Annotated in this window: 22 protein-coding genes; all 22 read right to left on the reverse strand. The window is 55.4% G+C overall.

Going from position 1 to position 21,245, the window contains the following annotated elements:
- Positions 1-5 precede the first annotated feature (5 nt).
- The 22 genes from A4308_RS17435 to tagF all read right to left on the reverse strand — a co-directional run bounded on the left by A4308_RS17435 (position 6) and on the right by tagF (position 21,229).
- A complete protein-coding gene (locus A4308_RS17435) occupies positions 6-458 on the reverse strand; it encodes a hypothetical protein (protein ID WP_014884217.1) in 453 nt (150 codons plus the stop codon).
- On the reverse strand, positions 442-1,245 hold the full coding sequence (locus A4308_RS17440) for a hypothetical protein (RefSeq protein ID WP_014884218.1): 804 nt from the start codon (positions 1,243-1,245) through the stop codon (positions 442-444). Before A4308_RS17440 ends, A4308_RS17435 begins: the two co-directional genes overlap by 17 nt.
- Before the next feature lie 20 nt (positions 1,246-1,265).
- On the reverse strand, positions 1,266-2,684 hold the full coding sequence (locus A4308_RS17445) for a serine/threonine protein kinase (RefSeq protein WP_045281211.1): 1,419 nt from the start codon (positions 2,682-2,684) through the stop codon (positions 1,266-1,268).
- Positions 2,685-2,708: 24 nt separating this feature from the next.
- Complete coding sequence (gene tssH / locus A4308_RS17450; protein ID WP_045281210.1) at positions 2,709-5,324, reverse strand: type VI secretion system ATPase TssH; 2,616 nt, start codon at positions 5,322-5,324, stop codon at positions 2,709-2,711.
- A gap of 38 nt (positions 5,325-5,362) precedes the next feature.
- A complete protein-coding gene (gene tssG, locus A4308_RS17455; RefSeq protein WP_023330605.1) occupies positions 5,363-6,406 on the reverse strand; it encodes a type VI secretion system baseplate subunit TssG in 1,044 nt (347 codons plus the stop codon).
- A complete protein-coding gene (gene tssF / locus A4308_RS17460; RefSeq protein WP_045281209.1) occupies positions 6,403-8,274 on the reverse strand; it encodes a type VI secretion system baseplate subunit TssF in 1,872 nt (623 codons plus the stop codon). Before tssF ends, tssG begins: the two co-directional genes overlap by 4 nt.
- A 2-nt stretch (positions 8,275-8,276) precedes the next feature.
- Positions 8,277-8,840 carry a type VI secretion system baseplate subunit TssE gene (tssE, locus tag A4308_RS17465; protein ID WP_014884223.1) on the reverse strand — a complete coding sequence of 188 codons (564 nt, stop codon included), beginning with the start codon at positions 8,838-8,840 and terminating at the stop codon, positions 8,277-8,279.
- Positions 8,833-9,645 (reverse strand): type VI secretion system accessory protein TagJ, encoded by an 813-nt coding sequence (locus tag A4308_RS17470; RefSeq protein WP_045281208.1) that lies wholly within the window; start codon positions 9,643-9,645, stop codon positions 8,833-8,835. The genes tssE and A4308_RS17470 overlap by 8 nt, the downstream gene beginning before the upstream one ends.
- A 9-nt stretch (positions 9,646-9,654) precedes the next feature.
- Positions 9,655-10,647, reverse strand: coding sequence for a hypothetical protein (locus tag A4308_RS17475; RefSeq protein ID WP_045281207.1), 993 nt, complete (start codon positions 10,645-10,647; stop codon positions 9,655-9,657).
- A gap of 16 nt (positions 10,648-10,663) precedes the next feature.
- Complete coding sequence (locus A4308_RS17480) at positions 10,664-11,461, reverse strand: PP2C family protein-serine/threonine phosphatase (protein WP_014884226.1); 798 nt, start codon at positions 11,459-11,461, stop codon at positions 10,664-10,666.
- Positions 11,458-13,212, reverse strand: coding sequence for a type VI secretion system-associated FHA domain protein TagH (gene tagH / locus A4308_RS17485; protein ID WP_023337405.1), 1,755 nt, complete (start codon positions 13,210-13,212; stop codon positions 11,458-11,460). The genes A4308_RS17480 and tagH overlap by 4 nt, the downstream gene beginning before the upstream one ends.
- A gap of 87 nt (positions 13,213-13,299) precedes the next feature.
- Complete coding sequence (locus tag A4308_RS17490) at positions 13,300-13,716, reverse strand: hypothetical protein (protein WP_032636243.1); 417 nt, start codon at positions 13,714-13,716, stop codon at positions 13,300-13,302.
- Complete coding sequence (locus A4308_RS17495; RefSeq protein ID WP_045134164.1) at positions 13,710-14,699, reverse strand: hypothetical protein; 990 nt, start codon at positions 14,697-14,699, stop codon at positions 13,710-13,712. Before A4308_RS17495 ends, A4308_RS17490 begins: the two co-directional genes overlap by 7 nt.
- 113 nt (positions 14,700-14,812) lie before the next feature.
- Positions 14,813-15,331, reverse strand: a complete 519-nt coding sequence (locus A4308_RS22575) for a hypothetical protein (RefSeq protein WP_127312429.1) — start codon at positions 15,329-15,331, stop codon at positions 14,813-14,815.
- A complete protein-coding gene (locus A4308_RS17500; RefSeq protein ID WP_014884229.1) occupies positions 15,282-15,764 on the reverse strand; it encodes an Hcp family type VI secretion system effector in 483 nt (160 codons plus the stop codon). The genes A4308_RS22575 and A4308_RS17500 overlap by 50 nt, the downstream gene beginning before the upstream one ends.
- A 179-nt stretch (positions 15,765-15,943) precedes the next feature.
- Positions 15,944-16,393, reverse strand: coding sequence for a T6SS amidase immunity protein Tai4 family protein (locus A4308_RS17505; RefSeq protein ID WP_080352183.1), 450 nt, complete (start codon positions 16,391-16,393; stop codon positions 15,944-15,946).
- Complete coding sequence (locus tag A4308_RS17510; RefSeq protein WP_045134166.1) at positions 16,378-16,872, reverse strand: T6SS effector amidase Tae4 family protein; 495 nt, start codon at positions 16,870-16,872, stop codon at positions 16,378-16,380. The genes A4308_RS17505 and A4308_RS17510 overlap by 16 nt, the downstream gene beginning before the upstream one ends.
- Positions 16,873-16,875: 3 nt before the next feature.
- Entirely contained in the window at positions 16,876-17,301 is a 426-nt protein-coding gene (locus A4308_RS17515) for a Rap1a/Tai family immunity protein (RefSeq protein WP_045281205.1), read from the reverse strand.
- 80 nt (positions 17,302-17,381) lie between these two features.
- Positions 17,382-18,881, reverse strand: coding sequence for a type VI secretion system contractile sheath large subunit (tssC, locus tag A4308_RS17520; RefSeq protein WP_014884232.1), 1,500 nt, complete (start codon positions 18,879-18,881; stop codon positions 17,382-17,384).
- A 3-nt stretch (positions 18,882-18,884) separates the two neighbouring features.
- Positions 18,885-19,409 carry a type VI secretion system contractile sheath small subunit gene (tssB, locus tag A4308_RS17525; RefSeq protein WP_045281204.1) on the reverse strand — a complete coding sequence of 175 codons (525 nt, stop codon included), beginning with the start codon at positions 19,407-19,409 and terminating at the stop codon, positions 18,885-18,887.
- 75 nt (positions 19,410-19,484) lie between these two features.
- Positions 19,485-20,501: a type VI secretion system protein TssA gene (gene tssA / locus A4308_RS17530; RefSeq protein WP_023330612.1), complete on the reverse strand. Its 1,017-nt coding sequence runs from the start codon at positions 20,499-20,501 to the stop codon at positions 19,485-19,487.
- Positions 20,502-20,512: 11 nt separating this feature from the next.
- A complete protein-coding gene (tagF, locus tag A4308_RS17535; protein ID WP_014884235.1) occupies positions 20,513-21,229 on the reverse strand; it encodes a type VI secretion system-associated protein TagF in 717 nt (238 codons plus the stop codon).
- Between the last annotated feature and the right edge of the window lie 16 nt (positions 21,230-21,245).

Raw genomic sequence — 21,245 nt, forward strand, 5'->3', positions numbered from 1 at the left:
ATATATCAAAGTGAATGATTTCTTTTTCTTTTGCCCATTAAGTAAACAAGAGAATATATTTTTAGCAGTTCCGAGATAACGAACAATCCTAAATTTACCCAGACACTTGTAATACCAAACACACTTACCAAAAGTGGGAAAAAAGAAACCGAACATCTGAACGAAATTAGACGGAAAACTTCCTGAGCAAGGGCAAATTTAATCGCAACGTCTTTTCTCTTAAAAAACAACCAGGCCGAAATAAAAAGTGAAAGTAACAAGAGCAAATCAAATATAAAAAAGAGTGTTACGATAAAGTTGTAACCGCCTCCTGAAACTACATCTGAGGTTCCTGTGAACGCGATTAAATCTGAAATCAAGGGGATCCTGTCCTGACGAAGTGAGTTTACAGAATAAAGCAAAAGAGCCAGTACATCCATGCTTCCCCAGAAATACCATAATTTACTTTTTAAATTCATAATCCTCTTCTCTGACTCCAGGTATCCATTGCCATGATTTACCACTTACTGCCCAGGCATCATCACTCTCAAGGTATTTCTGATAAATGGATCGTTGTTCTCCGTATCGTCTGATGACCGATTTCTTAGATATAAACACGCGCGATTCTCCATCCAGATCTCCGGGTAGCGCTGTCCAGCGCTGAATTTTATCGCGCGACGTATTCATGTAATCTTTACCGTCCGATCCAAATACTCGTCCCTCATCCCCCATGCTCGTCAGTCGATTAATCGCCATAATCACAACATTTTTTGTGCCATGATAATCATCTTCAACAGTTTTCCAGTAACCCGGCCCGTAATTATTGGTAGAGGGAACGAATGAATCACGCGTTGGGGCTGGTTTTCCAAATAGAGCGACATTATTTCGGTAACGTTCGAGGACGTAATTCACAAAAGCTGAGTTGTAGATCGTCTCATCAACACAAAACAACTCCCCTGACTCAGAGATGAAAAAGGGATATAGGGCTTTTGTCCGTTGACGGTGATCTATTAAGACCACCTCCCCTGAATCAATTAACCGCTGTATTTTATTAAGATTTTGCGCATAGAGGGGATCAAAAACGGCATTAGGATTAAATTCGAAGCGATGTCGTAACGTTAAACCATCAATGCTGTGAAATGGATTTGAAACGCCTCGCACCACAACAAACTCACGCCCTACGTCGCTCCGTGCATAGACAGGAGAGACAATCTTTTCGAATTCCTTTGGACGAAGCCTTTGGCTTCGAAGATCGTACACTTCCATAGTATCTCCTGTTTAAATTCCTACGGATTCACCAGCCAGGTGCCCGGCTTGGCAATATCCAGCGTCTGGCTGCGCGTTTTCCCGTTACCCTGCAGTTCAATCTTCGCCTCACCGGCGGGCAGCTTGAGCGATGCATAGCCGTTGGTCGCCGGACGCAGCGCTTTTGGCTCGCCGTTCACTTTCAGCGTTTCGCCGTCCTGGATGCGGATATAGACCAGCGCAACAGGGCTCTCGACAGGCGGTGGCGTTTGTTGCGCCGTCGCCTGCTCGCTCACCTTCGCCGTTTCTGGCTTCACGTCTGGCGCGTTCGCGGCGGTTTCCGTCGGACGCGTCTCTGCGGGTGCCTGCGCAGCCTGCTCTGGCGCATCCTTGCCACCGCTGAACAGCATCGCTCCGGCGACCACACCCACCAGCACGCCTGCGGCAACCATGCCCGGGATTTTGTAACGACGCCAGTCGAGTGCTGAAGCCGGCTTTTCCTCTTCCACCGGTACCAGCATGGTGCCCGGTTTTTTCGCCGTCAGCACATCGTTTATGCCCGCAACCGGCATCTCGATCAGCGCGGCGAATTCGTCGATAGACTGCGGACGGTCTTCCATGTGCAGCGCCAGCGCGCGGTCGATGGCCTGCAGCAGCGGGATGGAATAGCCCTGCGGCATAATTTCCACCAGCGGCTTGCAGGTATCCTGAATAGAACGCACCACGCTCACCGGCGGCGGAGAACCCACGATCAGGGTGCGCAGCACGGCGCCAAGGGCGTAAATATCCGTCCACGGTCCCTGCTCGCTTTCGTTGTCGTCGGTGTACTGCTCGATCGGTGCAAAACCCGGTCGCAGCATGGTTTCCGTTTCGTCAGAAAGGTTACCGATGGTGCGGCGCGCGGAGCCGAAATCAAGCAGTACCGGCAGGCCGTTATCCTGGATCTGGATGTTATCCAGCGAGATATCACGGTGCAGATAGCCTTCGTCGTGGATGGTCTTGATGGCACCAAACAGCATCGGCAGCGTGCGGCGGATCCAGGCCTCGTTGATCAGCTCCGGTTTTTCTTCGCGCAGGCGCGAAAGCGTGGTGCCGCTGTAAAACAGCGTACCCATGTAGGCCGTGTCGTTTTGCACCCAGAAACGCAGGACATGCAGCAGGTTCGGGTGGTTAAAGCGCGCCAGCAGACGGGCTTCCTGAATGAAGCTGTTCAGGCCTGCGGAAAACGCTTTGCCAAAGCGCTCGCTGCGCAGCACCAGGGTCATGTCGTCGCCGCGCACGGCGAGCGAGGAAGGCATAAATTCTTTGATAGCGATAGTGCGTTCGAGCTGGTGATCCCACGCGCGATAAACGATGCCAAAACCGCCGCCGCCGATCACCTCTTTGATTTCAAACTCGTTGAAGCGGTACCCGACCGGGAGCGCGTTTGGGACAGTCCGATTGTTATCATTATCCGTCATCTTTTACAGTTCTCTTGATGATTATTACGCGGCAAACTGACAGTGAAACTCGCCCTGCTCGCAGGTGACATGCAGACGTCGGTACTGCTCGTCGCTGCGGCTGGCGGTAAGTAAGATCTGGCTCATCTGAGGCAGCAGGGTGTTGGTCAAAATAGCATCTACCATGCGGCCACCAGACTCCACCTCGGTACAGCGCTGAACAATCTGTTCCACCACGCTGTCGTCAAACTCAGAAATGATATTGTGATTCTCTTCCAGACGACGCTGAATGCGCTTGAGCTGCAGGCGAACAATCTGCCCCAGCATCGCGTCGCTGAGCGGGTAATACGGCACCACCAGCAGGCGGCCCAGCAGCGCAGGCGGAAACACCTCCAGCAGCGGCTGGCGCAGCGCGCCGCTTAAGGCGTCCGGTTCCGGCATCAGTTCCGGATCGGCACACATAGCGCTGATCAGGTCAGTGCCAACGTTGGACGTCAGAATAATAATGGTGTTGCGGAAATCGATGTGGCGTCCCTCACCGTCCTCCATCCAGCCTTTGTCAAAGACCTGGAAGAAGATTTCGTGGACGTCCGGGTGCGCTTTTTCAATTTCATCCAGCAGCACTACGCTATACGGACGGCGGCGCACGGCCTCGGTTAAGACACCACCTTCACCATACCCGACGTAGCCCGGCGGCGCACCTTTTAAGGTGGAAACGGTGTGCGCTTCCTGGAACTCACTCATGTTGATGGTGATAACGTTCTGCTCGCCGCCGTACAGCGATTCCGCCAGCGCCAGCGCGGTTTCCGTTTTACCGACGCCGGACGGGCCGCAAAGCATAAAGACGCCCACCGGTTTGTTGGGATCGTCGAGTTTTGCCCGCGAGGTTTTCACGCGACTGGCAATGAGATCCAGACCGTGACGCTGGCCGATAACGCGCTGGTTCAGCGTGTCGGCGAGATTCAGCACCGCGTCGATCTCGTTTTTCACCATCCGCCCCAGCGGGATCCCGGTCCAGTCGGAAACCACTGCTGCAACCACGTTTTCATCTACCGCCGCAAACAGCAGCGGCTCATCGCCCTGCAACGTTTTCAGCGCCTGCTGCTGTTCCGCCAGCTGGCTGTGCAGCCCGGCGGACTCCTCCTCGCCCGCGGCAAACAGCGCGGCGCGCAGGCGGATAATTTCCTGCACCAGACCGCGCTCTTCTTCCCAGCGCTGGGTCAGGGCTTCACGTTTGCTTTCGTACGCATCACGTTCTGTGATTAACGCCGTTACGCGCTCATAAAGGCCTGCACCAACGCGCGCTTCGCGTTCGGCTATCTCAATCTCCACGTCCAGCGCGGCAAGATGGCGCAGGCAATCTTCCAGTTGCGCCGGTGGCGCGCTCTGGCTGACCGCCACGCGGGCACAGGCGGTGTCGAGCAGCGCAACGGCTTTATCCGGCAGCTGACGCGCCGGGATATAGCGATGCGACAGCTTCACCGCCGCGCTGACCGCTTCGTCGAGCAGCAGCACCTGGTGGTGGGTCTCCAGCGGCGATACGGTACTGCGCAGCATCAGAATGGCTTTCGTTTCGTCCGGTTCGTGAACCTGCACCGTCTGGAAACGACGGGTCAGCGCCGGATCTTTCTCGATGTACTTTTTGTATTCCGCCCAGGTGGTGGCGCCGATGGTACGCAGCTGTCCGCGCGCCAGAGCGGGCTTCAGCAGGTTCGCCGCATCGCCTGTCCCCTGCTGGCCGCCTGCGCCAATCAGGGTGTGGATCTCATCGATAAACAGAATAATCGGCGTGGCGCTGGACTGAACCTCGTTGATCAACGCCTGCAGACGGGCTTCAAACTCGCCCTTCATGCCTGCGCCAGCCTGCAGCATGCCGATATCCAGCAGCCACAGCTGAATATTTTGCAGCGGCTCCGGCACGTCGCCATCGGCGATACGCAGCGCCAGCCCTTCCACCACCGCCGTTTTCCCGACGCCGGCCTCACCGGTCAGCAGCGGGTTGTTCTGGCGGCGACGCATCAGGATATCGACCATCTGGCGGATCTCTTCATCACGCCCGACTACCGGGTCAATCTTCCCTTCGCGGGCGCGGGCGGTGAGATCCTGGCCGTACTGAGCCAGCGTACCCTGCGCTGCTGGTACCGCACCCGCTGGCGCCTCGACGGTGGCCGCAGCCTGCTGCGTCTCTTTGCTGTTGGCGCAAACCGTATCGAACTGCTCGATCAGCACCTCGACGTTAAGACGGGTGAACTGCGCCGAAATGCTTTTCAGCACGTTTGCCAGGTTCCAGGTTTTGAGCAGGCCGATCAGCAAATGGCCGCCACGTATGCGGCTGACGCCAAACTTCAGCGAGCCATAGACCCAGGCGCGCTCTACGGCGCTGTCGATATGTTCGGAGAGATCGGAAACGGAACTCGCGCCGCGCGGCAGCGCATCCAGCGCGGCCACGATATCGCGCGTCAGTTGCTGTTCGTCGAGGGCAAAGTGGCGGATGACCTGCTGCAAATCGCCATCCTGCTGTTGCATCAGTTGATGCAGCCAGTGCACCAGCTCAACATAGGGGTTACCGCGCAGCTTGCAGAAGGCAGTCGCGCTTTCCAGCGAGGTAAATAACAGCGTATCCAGTTTGCCGAAGAGCACGGCACGGCTAATTTCTGACATGTTAGTTTCCATTAACAATGATTCGGTATACGGAAGGATTACCGCTCTGCGCGATAGACCAGATCGCCACGCGGAACAGGCTGCGGCTGAAGGCCCAGCCAGGTGTTGTAGCCTAATTGCCCATTGCTGCCGAGGGAGGTACCCTGCACCGCGTCTTCATGCAGGATCACCCGCGTTTCCCATTCAAACTCCACCCCAATGTACTGGCGCACCCAGTCGCGCAGTTCGGTGACCCACGCTTCGCCAGGTAAAAACCGGTTGTACTCTTCAGCGCTCAGCGGGCCGATTTCAATACGAAACTTATGCTGTACGTCGCGGACGGCGACGCCAAGAAAGGCGGACTCCCCCATGCGCGGCATACGGCGACCTTCCCCCAGCTGTGCCTGCTCACGCGTGGAGAGCGGCATCCACTGCGGCACGTTGCTTACCAGCCTGACCGGGGCGTTAAAATAGTTGCGCAGGATCTTCTCCAGCCCCTCCGGATCCCGACTGTGGCGGGTCAGATGCCCAGCGTGGGTAAAGCGGGCATGGGCGCTCAGGCTGCCTTTATTCATCTGGCCCGGCTGTCCCATGCCAATCAGCGAGGCCAGGTAGCCCTCAAAGCGTTTGTTGTCAGCGCGATCAAGGGAGACGGCAGGCTGCGCATCCGCCCAGGCGCGGTAAAACAGCAGCGTCAGACGATGATGAAACAGATCGACAAACGCGCTCAGGCTGGTGTCCTGATGGTGATGAATACGCTCGCGGGCATATTCGGTCATGTGAACCGGCAGCGGGCCGTTCGGACCAAACAGCCCGAAGCTGAGGATAGACACCTCATGCAGCCCGCTCTCTTCCCGCAGGCTGACCTCGGCCAGCGTCGACGGCGCAAAGCTCATCGACGGCTGCTGGCCGATGCGCAGCGGCTCAAATTTCGGCAGCGGCGCGCGTCCCAGCGGGTAGCGCTCGCCGCCCTGGGCATCAATACGCCTTAACAGCTGAAACAGATCGTAGCGCCAGGGCGTTTGACGGACCCCGTGCCAGAACGTCTCCGGCAGCTTCGTCAGGCGATGCACGCGCAGCGGTGCAGTGGCAGCGTCACTCATACCAGCGCCCTTTTACCCATTCTCGGTGCCCAGTAGCCAATCTCACCGCGCTGCTGACTCTTCAGGGTGAACTCAGTAAAGCTGTTGATGGATACCAGCCGGGCAAACAGGCGTTGCAGCACGCTGCCGAAAAGCCACGGGCTGGCACCGGAAAACGCCCGCTCGTCTACGGTCAGGGTAATGCCGATTCCGCGGGCGAAAACGACCGGACCGGGTTCAGGCACGCGGCGGTGAACCGGCTCCAGCACGCAGTGGAGAACCCCCTCCACCTGACGCGCCACGGCCGTTTCGGCCAGGTTGGCATACAGCCCTAACAGCTGGCGAAGCGCGGCAGCCCCCTCTTCATTCTCGCTGTCCATCAGGCTGAGGTAGTTCATCTGCAGCTGGCTGATAAGCCGCCAGGTGCTGAACCCTTCTGCCAGCGCCGGACGCGGTGGCGTCGGGCCTTTACGCAGGGTCAACGATTTCACCGGCATGGAGTCGGCCATGATGAACTGCCCAAGCTCCTGCTGTAGCATCAGCGGCAGGTCGCGGCTGGTGCAGAGCACCTCGGCAGAGATGTAGCGCAGGTTTTCCTGCCACGGGGCGTGCTGTTCATCCACCAGCGAAACAAACACCTCTGAACCGATATAGCCGGTACGGGTGCCGTAGCGCTGGGCATGCTCTGAGAGCACGCGCTGTTCCCGGCGCAGGGAAAAATAGGCTCCGTAGTTGCCCGCGTCCCCGCTCCAGGTGCTCCAGAAAGGACGAAACGTCTGGTCGTCACGCTGACCGTCCGCGCTGCCGAAGATTTTATTCACCGCGTAAATTTCATAATCCAGCGGGCGGATGTTATCGACCACCAGATGGTATTCGTGCTGGCCTTCATTCAGCTTTTGACGCGCCGCCACCTTCGGGAACAGGTTGATGACTGGCGTGCAGTGCAGCGCCAGATGGCTGGCATCCACCACGCGCTCCAGCTGTTCATCTGATTTATCCAGCAGGATGAAGATATCGAAGGCTTTTTCGCCTTCACAGCGCTGGAGCAGCGTGTTCAGGCCGCTCAGGCTGATAAAGCGGAAACGGGCTGGGAACGCGAAATACTCCTGCAGCAGACGATAACCGTCAAAGTTGCGCAGATCGTCCGGGAGCAGTGCCTGATCCGCGGCAAAGCCCTCCTGACACAAGGCATCCGACGCCAGCAGCTGTCGCTGAGGTTGCGGGCTGACCGTCTGGCAGACGATTCCGGCGTGATGTTCCATCACCAGCTCCAGCAGCTTCAGCGCTTCAATGTCCGGGCCGCTGAGGAAAAACGTCAGCTGGTCGAAATTCAGATGGCCGAGGTTTTGCGGGCCGTCGCAGGCAATGCGGATCCGCAACGCGCTGTTGATTCCCCGCTGGCTTAACCCCAGTTGTGCCAGCGGCAGGTCAGCAGGCACGCCGCCCAGCTCCACGTTGTCAATTTTCAGCGGCAGCAGATTAACCTCGTGCGCCGTAGTATAGCTGCAGGTTACGCCGGTCTTTTTCAGCGCCAGGCTGTCCATCATGGTGCCGCGCGGCACAATAAAGCCATTGCTCAGGTCGCCCCGGCTGCTGTCGGGCTCGATTTGCGCAATCGCCATTGATGGGGTTGGCGCGAGGTAATTCGGCGCGATCATCTCCAGCAGACGCTGGGAGAAACGCGGAAACTCGGCATCCATTTTCATCTGCACGCGGGAGGTCAGAAAAGCGAAACCTTCCATCAGGCGTTCCGTGTACGGGTCCGCCACTTCAACGCCGCGCATGCCCAGTCGTCCGGCGACTTTTGGGTAGCGCTCGGCAAACTCGGCCCCCATTTCACGCAGGTAGGCCAGCTCACGGTTGTAGTATTCGAGCAGTTTACTTTCCATGATTACCCCGCATCTTTCAGTTCAAAATGGCCGTTTTCCAGATCGACATCGGTGCGAAACAGAAACTCCAGCGGGTACGGCACACACCATAAACGCCCTTTTATCTCAATGGAGAGCACGTTGTGCAGATCCAGCGAGGAGGTATCCGACACGCAGCGCACCTGCAATCCCTGCGGCAAAATGCGCGGTTCAAAATTGATGATGGCCTCGGTGAGCTTGCGCTGAATATCGTGCCATTCGATATCTGACATTCGCTTACCTGCGAGCGGCGCGACGCCGAAGTTGATCACCGAGCGGCTCACCTGCGGCAAGGCGCTCAGATCGCCGGAGGCATCATGGTTGATGGTATTAAACAGCCACTGCAGATCCCGCAGGACATTGCGACGCAGCGCAGCGTGGGTGATCAGATTACTGTTGGCTGGCTCACGCTTTTTTTCCGGGTCGTTATCCGTAAGGCGATCCAGCAGCGAGGGCTGCATTTTGTCGCGCGCCCCCACCTTATCCTGCTTGCTGCGGGCCTGCCAGCCGCTGCGCAGCAGATCGCCTTCGCCAGCGGGATTACTCATCGGCTCCGTCCGTCGCAAACGTCACGAGGCTTAACGACAGCAGCGGGCTTTCGCTTTGCTCGCTCAGCCAGGCTTTTTGACCCAGCCCTTCATACAGCGTGCCGCTCTCATCAAGCGGATGCCACTCGGTAGTGCGCCCCAGTTTGACCGCATCCGGGGCATCAGCCGCAAAAGGATAGCGCGCCGGGATCTGGCACACCTGCTCGGTACCGTCGGTAAGACGGACCAGCGCATGACGCCAGACCAGATCGGTCACGCTGGCGGGCGCCTGGAAACGGATCTCCGCAATAGCGTTAAACGGCAGCCAGAAATAGCGTCCGTTAACAAGGGTTTCGCACACCGGACCAAGACGGGCATCACCCTCCATCAGCCAGTCAAACGCCTGCGTCTCCTCGTTTTCAAGGATGATGTGTCCCGCCGTTGCCTGCGCCTGTTCAAGGGCTTCCAGACGCAACGCCTGGGCGCGCTCGCCCTCTTCGTTAAGCGCGGCGGCAAGCGTGGTCAGCCACGGCCACTGAGATTCAGGCATGGCTGGACGCGCCTGGCCCGCCATCACCTGCGCACGCTGCAGCTCACCCTGAATGGCCTGCTCAAGCAGTGTGACGGTCGGCTTCGCCTGAGGCTTCAGCACCAGCCAGCTTTTCAGCTGGGTCAGCGCCCGGGTCCAGTTGCCGCTAAGGGTTAAAAACTGCACGAACGCGGCGCGAAGGTCGGCATCTGCCGGACGGGCTTTGATCCCGGCTTCCAGACGCGCCAGCGCGTCATTGAGCGTTTCACCCGCCAGCTGTTGATAGAGCGTATTCATAACCATTCCTTAATTCGCCGCGCGCCATGCGCCCACCGCCGGATCGCGCAGCTGAGGGCGCAGGGTGTCAATCAGAACGATATTCAGTGAGGTGCCGGGTGCGACCCAGGCGCTCCAGGTTTTCTTCACCGCCGCAATACGCGCCTGCAGCTTTGCATCATCGCTGGCGGTTTCACGGGAAATCTCTACTGCCACCGTGCCGTTACTTTTCCAGCCGTTGAGCGCGTTATCGTAAGGCAGGATCATCCAGCTCTGGTCGCTGTTTGGGGTGCTGAAAACCATGCGCTCTTTGTTGACGGAGGTGATCAGCGCGTTTTCCGGGTCAGCGTTTTGATTCAGCCCCATGACCGGGAAGCCATGAATGTACGTCACAGCCATCTCTTTTTGCCCGCCGTTGCGGGACTGGGAGATCACGGTGTGACCGCTGAGCCAGCTGCCATTGCCGCAGCGGGTGGTATCAGAATCCGGAATAAAGAGCGCCGGTGCAGATGCGCCGCCTTCCCAGAAGGTGCGCAGGTGACAGCCGTCCTGGAGGGTAAACTCCTGCCACGGCGTGCGGTCAGCGGCAACCGTATGGGTTGCAACGTTTTGATCCGGCGGCATTAACGCCCCGCTGGCAGTGGTCGTCGTCACGGCTGGCGTCGCCTGCTGCTGTTTCACCACCAGCGCCCACTCCTGCGCTTTGGCGGCGGCTCCTTGCGCCAGCGTCGTTCCCGCCGGATCGTTGAGCGTCCAGCTGAGCGTGTTCACTTTGCTGCACTGGTGTTCCAGCAGTGAGCCAAGGCGTGGCACGAAGTTTTCCAGCACAGAGACATCCTTCTTGCCGTTCGCCACGATGCGCAGTGCCACCTCCGGCTTACACCAGCTTTGCGGGGTGTTGTCTTTGATGTTGTCGATCCAGATATCCAGCTTCTGCGCAGGAGACTGCACGATGCGGAAATTCTCAGCCTGCGCGGTGGAGGTCACCGCCAGAAGTGCCAAACCCGATAGCCAAAGTTTCATATCGTTCCTTGTGTGTCTAATCAGTTCCGCAGGGAAGAAATTGTGCTGCATCAGAGAGGGTATGCAGCAAAGTGGTGTCCTGAGGGTTGCCCATCCATACCGCCAGGGCGGTGTAGTTATCCTGCGCATTCCCCTCCTGCTCGCCATTCTTTTGAATGATTTGGTTCATTAAGGTCAGCCATTCCTGGGGCGTATTGACCATATGCAGCGATTGCTTCATTTGCTCTTCGCTGACGCCGTGCCAGAACCCGTCGGTGCAGAGCAGGAATGCATCGCCGTCTTCGACCTGCACGACATCGCTGTAGCTCGCTTCCGGCCCACCGTTTTCAATCCCCAGCGCCAGATAGAGCAGATTACTGTTCAGGTTGTCGGTCTGGTGCCCGGCATCTTTCATCTGCTGCACCAGGCTGTGGTCGGTGGTGACATGCCACAGCCATCCCCGGCGAAACAGATACAGACGGCTGTCTCCGGCATGCGCCCAGTAGGCCAGGCCATAATCACGGTCAATAAACAGGCTGACCAGCGTCGTGCCCATCCGGCGATAATCCTGAACGGCCTGCTGTTCGCTGAGAATGGTGCGATTCGCGGTCTGCACATAATCACGGATATGCTGCGCGTTAAGGTGTTTGTCGCCATCGAAGCGGGAAATAATACTGTTGCGGGCCAGTTCAGCGGCCACCTCACCGCCCGGCAGGCCAGCGATGCCGTCACAGACGACAAAGCAGGCTGAACGTTCCCCTATGGTTTCTCCCGTCTGATCCTGGTTGCTGGCGCGCGTCCCCTGGCGGGAGAGAGAAGCCGTTGCGATATTCATTTGTCTTCCGATCCGCTCTGTGAGTCTTTGTACTGATTCACCTCCATGTCATACGCATGAAGGAAGGCTTCGCCGAACAGGGTGTGGAAGTCATCCTCAATCTCGCCCGCCGTCTCGCCATAGCTGCGAACAAAATAGTCCCACAGGGCGGCTTTACGGCTGCCCGGCAGCGCCAGACGCGAGGTCATGCCGTTTTGCTTCGCCTGCTCTTCCAGTTGTTCCGGATTAAAGGATTGCAGCATCGCGGCAATAATGGCGCGGATGCCGGAGATCATGCCCAACTGGTGCGCCTGCAGATCGATCAACGCATCGCGCACGGATTTCGTTGGCGGCATAAAGCCCGGCATCGGGGTGCCAAACATCTGGATCAGAACCGTTTTCCCGGTCGGCAACAGCTTGAACGGGTTGTTGGCATCGTCCAGCACCATGGTCATATCGGCTTTTACGCCGCGTTTAAGAATAGAGCGTGAGGAGAGCAGCGCCACGGTGCCCTGAGAGAACATGCCGAGGATCTGCCCCAGCTGACGCATATTTTCCCGGTCAAACTGCGGGACAGGCTGCATTTCGCTCAGCCCCATCCCTTCCAGCAGTGCCTGCAGCAGTTCCCCCTGCAACACATCGCCCTTCTCTCCAGTGTTCGCGGTAGCAGATGGCGAGGCAGCGTTATTAACCGGATCGATACGCAGTCGGCCCTTAGGGGTCTGAGCGCTGCTGCGCGCAACGGCCTGCGGCGTAGGCATCGTGAAACCTGCGTAATCTGGTCTCACCGGCTCCTCTTCTGCACGCGGCGTTTCCTGCGGCTCAGGGGCAAAAAGCGGGGAACCGGCAAGGACGTCTTCCTCCTGCTCAGGCTCAGGCGCTGGCTTTTCGTCAGTGATGTCATCCGGATGGGTTAACGGCGCCCCGCCCATCAGCCCGAGCGGGTCATCATTGCGTGCAGCCGGCGCGCTGGCCTTGCCACCAAATAGCGCCAGCGGATCGAGTTCATCTACCGCCTCTTCTTTAGGGGCGGGTTGAGTCTCAACAGGTGGCACCAGCGTGGAAGGCGTCACGTCGTCGAAAATGCTCTCTTTTTTGAACAGCGTTTCTTCGCCGAACAGCGTGTCCGGGTCGACATTCTTACGCTCAAGCGTGGGATCGCTGTCGTTGAACATCGCCAGCGGATCTTCAGCATTACGCTCCGGCGCCGCAGGCTGAGAGAACGGATCCTGCGAAGCCGCTGACTGCGGTTTTGCACGGTTGCTGGAGATGCTGTCGGAGATGGAAAACTCCTGCATCAGGCTATCCCAGATTTCCGACGGCACGGCAGTTGGTTCCGCTTTACCGCGTGGCGCAGGGTTAGCAGGCTTCGGTTGCGATGCTGGCGCTGGCGCGGCTGTCGGATGCGCCTGCTGCTGCATGCTGGCGGCCATGCGGCTCACCGGCTGCGTGTCGTGGATAAGTTCGGCCACTTCGATACGGTAGTCATCAATACCGAGAATGTCGCCATCCTGCAGTTCAACCTGACGCCCCCGCTCCAGCGGAATATCATTTAATACCACGCGGGTGACGCTGCCACGGTTAGTGACGCGACATTCACCATTGGCGTCAACGTGAACAATGGCCTGCAGGCGCGAGATGGTGCGGTCATTGTCCGGCAACACCAGATTGTTATCCGTACCGCGCCCAATGGTGCCGCCCGGGGCATAAAAATCACAGCTGCTCTGCGGCGGCTGATGACCGGGTTTCGTAGAAATAATCGTGAATCGCATGGCGTATTCCTGCTGGTATGATTAGCGCTCAAACGCTGCCGCTCTCGGGGGTGAGAACGGCGGCGTTTGAGAAATTGAATATCAAAACTATTTAATGAAGGTGATAAAATATAATCCAACAATGAGCCATAGAGTGAATATTAATGCCTGTAGCTTATAACGACGATGTAACTTTAGTATCCAGCCAATTCTTTCTTCAGGTAACGACTGCACATATTTATAAGCTTCTTCCTGAACAAGCCTTTCACGCGTAAATTTCATTTTAATGCCTTTATAAAGGCGAACGAACCAGATTATTTTTTGATAATTAGCCAGCGAACCAAAAAAAGAAGCATAGTCGGTTACAAGATCCAGATCATATCCTTTGCGCCGATAGTCTGAAAGTAACTGATTATAATCAGCCTCGTGTTTTTTGAAATAACGAGAACTGAGCAGATCCATAATTATAACAATCAACAATAAAACCACGATAAGAAATAATAGTAAATTCTCTATATTCACCATATTTTATCCATCATATACTCAGTCGCTCCGCCCGCTATCTCACCACCAACGTATCCACCTGCAGCTGCCCCGACAATGGAGCAGGCGAGCAGTCCTACGCCCCCCGTCGCAACACCAAGCGCAACGCATACACCAGCACCTGCCATGGCTCCGTATTTACCACCGTAAATACCCCCTGCCAGGCTTGCACCAAAGCTGCTGTATTTTTTCACAGCAACTTTAGAGCAACTCTGCTCTCGTCCCGCGGTGCAGGCATTGTAAACTTCATTAGTGGTATTTGCACCTGCAAAACCTATTGCAAGCCACCCTCCCGCTTTAAGAAAACGAGCGGCCTTAGAGGCATTATCGATATATGTTGAATAACCACGAATAGAAGCGACTCCGGCTGTACTCCATTCATGTACAATGGATCTGCTTGACAAGCCTAATGCATGCTTCAATTCGTTATAGGGTTTCATCTTTAAGGTCAGACGAGACAATTTGTTTAATAAACCATCCAACTCAGAAAAGAGGCGCTGACGCTCAACAAAAAACTGTTGGCTTATCAATGTCCCTTGTGCTCTGTACTGATTCTGGTAAGCCAACTCAATGGATTTAAGTTTTTTTTCTATTTCACTAAAATATTTTTCGCCTGCATCAGCAACGACACCAAGGGACTTATCCATAAAATTAGTGACTGCAGCTATAGTACTAAAATGTTGGTTAAAGAAATTCGCTTCTCCAGAGTTAAGATCGGCCAGAGCACCATTGACTTTCTTTTTAGCAAGCTGTAATTGCTTAAGTTGCACAGAATTATTACTTCCCGGCACATCTAGAATCAACATCTGCCCAGGCTTTGACCACTGCGCATCACTATTAACCTGCATGAAATAACGTGCAGCATCACTATTTGGATTATTGAATAAAAGCCTTGCCTGGAAATCCAGGGTTCCGGGTTGCTGAACAATACAATATCCCGGATTAACTAATGATTGACTAGCCATATTCATTCCCATTGATTTTCACAAATAAGCACTCGCATTCAAATAAAAATGGAGGTGAACCAGCATCCAAACGTTGATGTTTTCTTAAAAAACGGCAACGTTTAAAAACTCTCCTACTCTGTTTTGGCTAGCGATAACTCACCTTTGGCATTTACACTGAGAATAAAGCGAGCCGCATAGCGAAGTTCCGTATTATGAGTTCTCGCCTTCAATACCACATCATATTCCCCTGACTGCCAGTCCACTTTATCCCAGCGAAGACACTCTTCAGAGTTTAAAATGTGGGTGGAAGGAAATGTTCCTGGAGAGACAGCAATTTCCCATTTGTTACCTACACGTCGAGATATAGAAGGTTCGTAAACTAACACAGGCTCACTTAGCCTCATGTCATTCGAAATCCCAAAACAGGGTACATTTTTTTCCACCTTAACAGTTAAACTTTGAAACTGAGCAGGATGGGATATGCAGGCGCTACATGATAATACAATGGGTATAACCGTTAACGCTCTTTCCATCGCAAAAACACGCCGAATAGTGAACCAATCATAATGGCCGGGGAAAACTCCCCGGCCACATGCGCAATTACGCTTCTTTGTTCTCTTTGATGTTCCAGCCAGCGCTGCTTTCAGCACCTTTACCACCGGCAGTGGTCTGCTCCCAGTACTGCTGTTTCACTTTCGCAGCCTGGAACGCGTAGGTCACACCAACGGTATCGCCGTTGTCTGCACCGGTGTACTGAACAGAAGTCACCAGCACATCTTCCAGCGTGATACGGGTATATTCCACCTGCTGACCACCGGCTTTACAGACGGACAGTTCAACTTTGGTCAGGTGTTTACCGCTGGCGCAGTGTTTCAGGATTGCAGTGGTGGATTTGTCGATCAGAGCGTTAACGTGCAGATCGTTAAAGTTTACTTTACCGGCACCGCCGCCACCGCCAACGCTCATATTACCCGGCTGGGAAGCGCCCCAGGAGAAGGAGGTAATATCAGTCCAGCCGGTGTGGTTAGAATCTTTAGATTCGCCCGTAACACCCTCGACCTTCAGAAACATATCAATAGCCATAATATCTACTCTTCGTGGATGAACAATATTGCTTTCGAAAAAGCACTTATATGGCAAACAGGAAAGCATGGGGCTGAATAAAACCGTCCATATTTTACCTCTGCCTCATATCAAATGACCCGTGTCATTTGACAGTCTTACATTCCCCCTGAATAAATGGAAAGAATGTGAAGTCTTTACTACTGCGGGTTATCCTGAAGCCAGGTTCGGTCAGGATTGCCGATAATTAATTGAGGTACAAGTTTATTAAGTTCGTCGCTATGATAAAGACGTAGACAGTTTAACGTTACGCCTTTGACATCGGGTTTTCGCTCCGAGTGAAAGCCGTTAATTTTATTTTTATATTTCCCAATAATGGCATTCACTTTGTCAATACCGTTTTCAGCATCAAACGGCACCCACTCAATAAATGCACTCGCACTGCGGGCCGCATCGATAGAAAACTGGCTGTTCTTATCTGCCACCTGTGCAAGACAGCGCGCCAGGACCAAATCTTTTACCACCTGTCGGTATGTTTGCTGCTGATAAAAATCAACGTATGGGTTATCACTGCGAGCAGGAAAACAGAAGGCAGGGAACAAAAGAAATACTGCTTTTAGATATCTGAAAACGATTATTTTAATTCCCAAAACCAGATTTCCTGACAGTAAGGAAAACAATCTGAGTTACATATAAACGAATTATTGCTCAGAGGCTCAATGAGGTCGATATGGCCACCGCCATAACCATCAATTCTATTGAAAAACACGACACCTTTTCTGCCCAACATTGAGCGGGCACCTGCCTCACGGTCAGTAAAAATTTCAGCCTTCCCAAAAACATGTGATTTATATAGTTGATCGGCAAGTAATTTTGCGCCAGGTTCAATTGTCTTTCCCTTATAGGGTCCCGCCTTTATGGGTAAACGCCCTGTAAATTCAACATTACATTTTAATAAGGCCAGACTCATTCGTACTGCACAGGTATTCTCGTAAGCAGGCTGCTGCTTGATAATCGTCGGATAGTCGTAGCCAATTTCAGAGAAGACCTGTTCACCCGAGGCAAACCCCGCGCGTGTGTGATTAGAAGAGTAATGCTGACGTTTCAGTTGTTCGTATAATGGTCTCATTTATTACTCTCCTTTCGTACACGGACGTAATTCTTTCATGCCGTCAATGATGATTTTTGAAGCGCGCTCCGCGCCTTGCTGTTTCGATAAGTTTGCAAAACGCGAATAAAGAAATTCATGGAGAGTATTTGGCAAAAGAGGTTTGCCCGTGCACCATGCAGTTCCCTCAGACGCGTCGACTACGCCGAGAAGATACATATTAGCCTTTATGCGTTCACGTTCATTTGTTTTCGATAACCAGGCTTTAGCGAAGCGATCGGCGCTTAAATTTAAATCGTATCCCGTTAACAAGGACGGATCGCGTTGAAAGTTTGAAGTATCATCCTGAGGTAATGCTTCGGCCTGAGGATATTTATAATTTCCTGTTTCCGCGCTTGCCAGAGTAGAAGCTGCCAGCAAACTGGTTACGATTAATAAAGTTTTTATCATCGGATATCCTTATTCATTGACAGCAATTAACTGAAATGAGGCTTTTAGCTAGCCGGCCCCTTCGGGCCGGCTAGTCATCATCACGCGTCTTTCGTCTTCAGCGACGGCAGTTTAGAAACCAGACGCAGGGAAACGGTCAGGCCTTCCAGCTGGTAGTGTGGACGCAGGAAGAACTTCGCGGCGTAATAACCCGGGTTGTCTTCAATCTCCTGCACCTGCACTTCTGCAGCCGCCAGCGGTTTACGGGACTTGGTTTCCTGAGAGGAGTTCGCCGGGTCACCGTCCACATAGTTCATTACCCAGTCGTTCAGCCAGCGTTCCATCTCTTCGCGCTCGCGGAAGGAGCCAATTTTGTCGCGCACGATGCACTTCAGATAGTGGGCAAAGCGGCAGCAGGCGAACAGGTATGGCAGACGAGAGGCCAGACGCGCATTCGCGGTGGCATCCGGATCGTGGTACTCGGCCGGTTTTTGCAGAGATTGCGCGCCAATGAAGGCAGCAAAGTCGGAGTTTTTCCGGTGAACCAGCGGCATGAAGCCGTTTTTCGCCAGCTCGGCTTCGCGGCGGTCGCTGATGGCGATCTCGGTCGGGCATTTCATGTCCACGCCGCCGTCATCGCTTGGGAAAGTGTGGCACGGCAGGTTTTCGACTGCCCCACCGGACTCCACGCCGCGAATCGAGGTGCACCAGCCGTACTCTTTGAAGGAGCGGTTGATGTTGGCCGCCATCGCATAGGCGGCGTTCGCCCACGAATAGCTGTTGTGGTTTGCGCCGTCGGTCTGCTCTTCAAAATCAAAGCTGTCGACCGGGTTAGTGCGGATGCCATACGGCAGGCGCGACAGGAAGCGCGGCATCACCAGCCCCAGGTAGCGGGCATCTTCAGATTCACGCAGTGAACGCCAGGCCGCGTATTCGGTATTCTGGAAGATTTTGGTCAGGTCGCGCGGGTTAGCCAGCTCCTGCCAGGACTCCATCTGCATCACGCCCGGTGCGGTACCGGTGATGAACGGACAGTGTGCCGCAGAGCCGATGCGCGCCATTTCGCCCAGCAGCTCAACGTCCTGCGGGCTGTGGTCGAAGTAGTAGTCGCCCACGATGCAGCCAAACGGCTCGCCGCCAAACTGACCATACTCCTGCTCGTAGATTTTCTTGAAGATCGGGCTCTGGTCCCAGCCCACGCCCTTGAAGCGCTTCAGGGTACGGCCCAGCTCCTGCTTGGAGATGCTCATAAAGCGGATCTTCAGCATCTCGTCAGTTTCGGTGTTGTTCACCAGGTAGCTCAGACCGCGCCAGGCGCTCTCCAGCTTCTGAAACTCTTCGTGGTGAATGATCTGGTTCACCTGCTGAGAGAGCTGTTCGTCGATACCGGCAATCAGGTTCTGAATGGTGCGATAGGTATCGTTAGAGAAGGTAACGGTATTCTCCAGCGCCTGCTGTGCCAGGGTCTTGACCGCGCTTTCCACGGCAGAACGCGCCTGATCGGTTTTCGGGCGGAACTCTTTGTTCAGCAGCGCGCTGAATTCATCCTGGCTGAAGGCCTGACCCGCCTGCTGCTCATGTTGTTGAGTCTGGTTGCTCATCGATTATTCCTCGCTACCTTTCGCATTGTCGTCATTTTTCGGCAACTGGCTCAGAGATTTGAGCAGCGTCGGATCCTGCAGAATTTTTGCGATCAGCTCTTCCGCGCCGTTTTTGCCGTCCATGTAGGTCAGCAGGTTGGAGAGCTGAGTACGTGCTTCCAGCAGCTTGTTCAGCGGCTCCACCTTGCGGGCCACCGCGTCCGGCAGGAAGTCGTCCATGCTGTCGAAGGTCAGATCGACGTTGAGCTTACCTTCGCCGGTCAGGGTATTATCCACCTGGAACGCCACGCGCGGCTTCAGCGCCTTCATGCGTTCGTCAAAGTTGTCGATGTCGATTTCAAGGAATTTGCGATCGTCGACCGCCGGCAGGTTTTCCACCGGTTTACCGACCAGATCGGCCATGACGCCCATCACAAACGGCAGCTGAATCTTACGTTCTGCACCGTAGATCTCTACGTCGTACTCGATCTGCACGCGGGGGGCACGGTTACGTGCGATGAATTTCTGCCCACTGTTACTCATTGCCATGATGTTCTCCATCAAAGATGCGCGGTGAAGGTGAAACGGCAGGCTCCATGCCTGTCGTCATAATGCCTGGACGCGTTATTCGCGGCGTCCAAAGATGTTTTCCAGTTGGTTAACGCCGTCTGGCGCCAGGTCGCGAATAATGTCCATAAAGTTAAGTTCTGACAGCCGCTGCACCCGTTCAATCATCAGCGGTGCGGGGTGGCTCGGTTCGTACTGCGCAAAATACTGTTTTGCTTTTTCCAGCATCAGCTGCGCATCGGCACGGCTGGTGACCTGCACGCTGCGCCAGTCGGTAACCGGCTGAACGGGTTGTGTTGCCGCAGGTTGATGATCGGCTTGCGGTTCAGCCTGCGCCTCGCGGCCCGGCAACAGCTTGCTGATGTCGGTCACCTGACAGGCACTGGCGACCAGTCCTGTGGTCTTCAGCAGTTGTTCCATCTCGGGTACACCGCTTTCACCGAGATATCCGGTAAGCAGCGCGCGGATGGCCAGCAACCGCTCGTTAATCACGATTACCGCGGCAGTCCCTGGCTGGTCGCCGCGGGCCAGTTCGTCAATCAATCTTGGACGGCCCCCCGGATAGTCCGGGCATTCAGTTTTACTGCCGTCCAGCAGTGCCTGGGCGTCCCGCAGCGAAATTTCATCGCCGTTTGAACGCAGCAGCGAGGCGTTACGTACCGCAATGGTGAGTTCAGATTTATCGCTCAGCCCCGCCAGGGCATTAATCCGATAGAACGGGTCGGTTTCGCCATACTCCTCCAGAAGCGGATAAAGCGGCTCCCAGTAGCGCGCGAGCGCCTCCTGCACCAGCAGCAGCCCGTCTGCGTAGCCTGCCAGCCCGCGGCGGCGTGTCCACGCATGGGTTAGCGCCAGCATCACGCGCAAATCTTTCGTGCGCGCCAGCAGGCTGGTGGCGTATTTTTCTACCGTGTTCCAGTCAGCAGGCTCTGCCGGGATAATGGTGTCGCCAAACTGCTGTTCCGCTTTCCCCTGGCTTGCCTGGTTCATCACCTGGAAGTCAGCGTCGTATTCCAGATTGTCGCCACAGGGTTTATCCGGGCTTATGGGCGCGAGAAATTCTTCGATATTCATGAGATCCCTGCTTATTCAAACATGGGCGGATAAAGACCGTGACGTCCCGGGCGGGCGCCCCCTGCCGGGTCGAACAGCAGGGTGAAAAGCTGCCCGGTAAAGTTGCCGCTGTGGACATGGGTGTACAGCGGGTAACCGTCGCAGCGGTTGGTCCACCAGTAGCTGGTCTGACGCAGCGGGTCAAAACACTCTGCCGCCTGCGGCCAGCCAAGCGTGCTCTGACCGTCCTCGTCATAGCCAATCACGTCAAGGATGTCGGAACGCTTTTGCGGCTCGACGGGCTGCGGAGCCGGAATGGACATCAGCATTTCATCCAGCTGCGAGGCGGAAAAACTGTTGCGCACCGCGTGCAGTCCCAGACGACCTATCTGCTGATACCAGCTTTCCGCCTGGCTGAGCAGGCTGGTCGACCACTCTGACGGGGCGAAGCTCAGCTGGATGCACACCGGGTATTGTCGGCCAACGCTGTCCCGACCGGGCAGCAGGCAGCCCATCTGGATCATCTGGCTGCCCAGCATTGGGGGGACAACAAAATTCCACACCGGCGCTTTGGTGAACGGGCGTTCTCCGCTACGCTGCTCTTCCTGCTGCCAGGCAAGCAGGCCAACCTGAAACCAGTGCGACCACTGGCGCTGTAAGGTGTCAGGAAAGCGGCGCTGCAGGAAATCTCCGGCGCTGGGTAATTTGCCATACCAGCTGTAGCGGTTCATCGCAGGGGTATTCGTCATACGGCTGTCCTTGCGG

Origin of the sequence: Enterobacter sp. ODB01, from assembly GCF_001623605.1 — a bacterium.
GTDB classification, from domain to species: Bacteria; Pseudomonadota; Gammaproteobacteria; order Enterobacterales; family Enterobacteriaceae; genus Enterobacter; species Enterobacter kobei.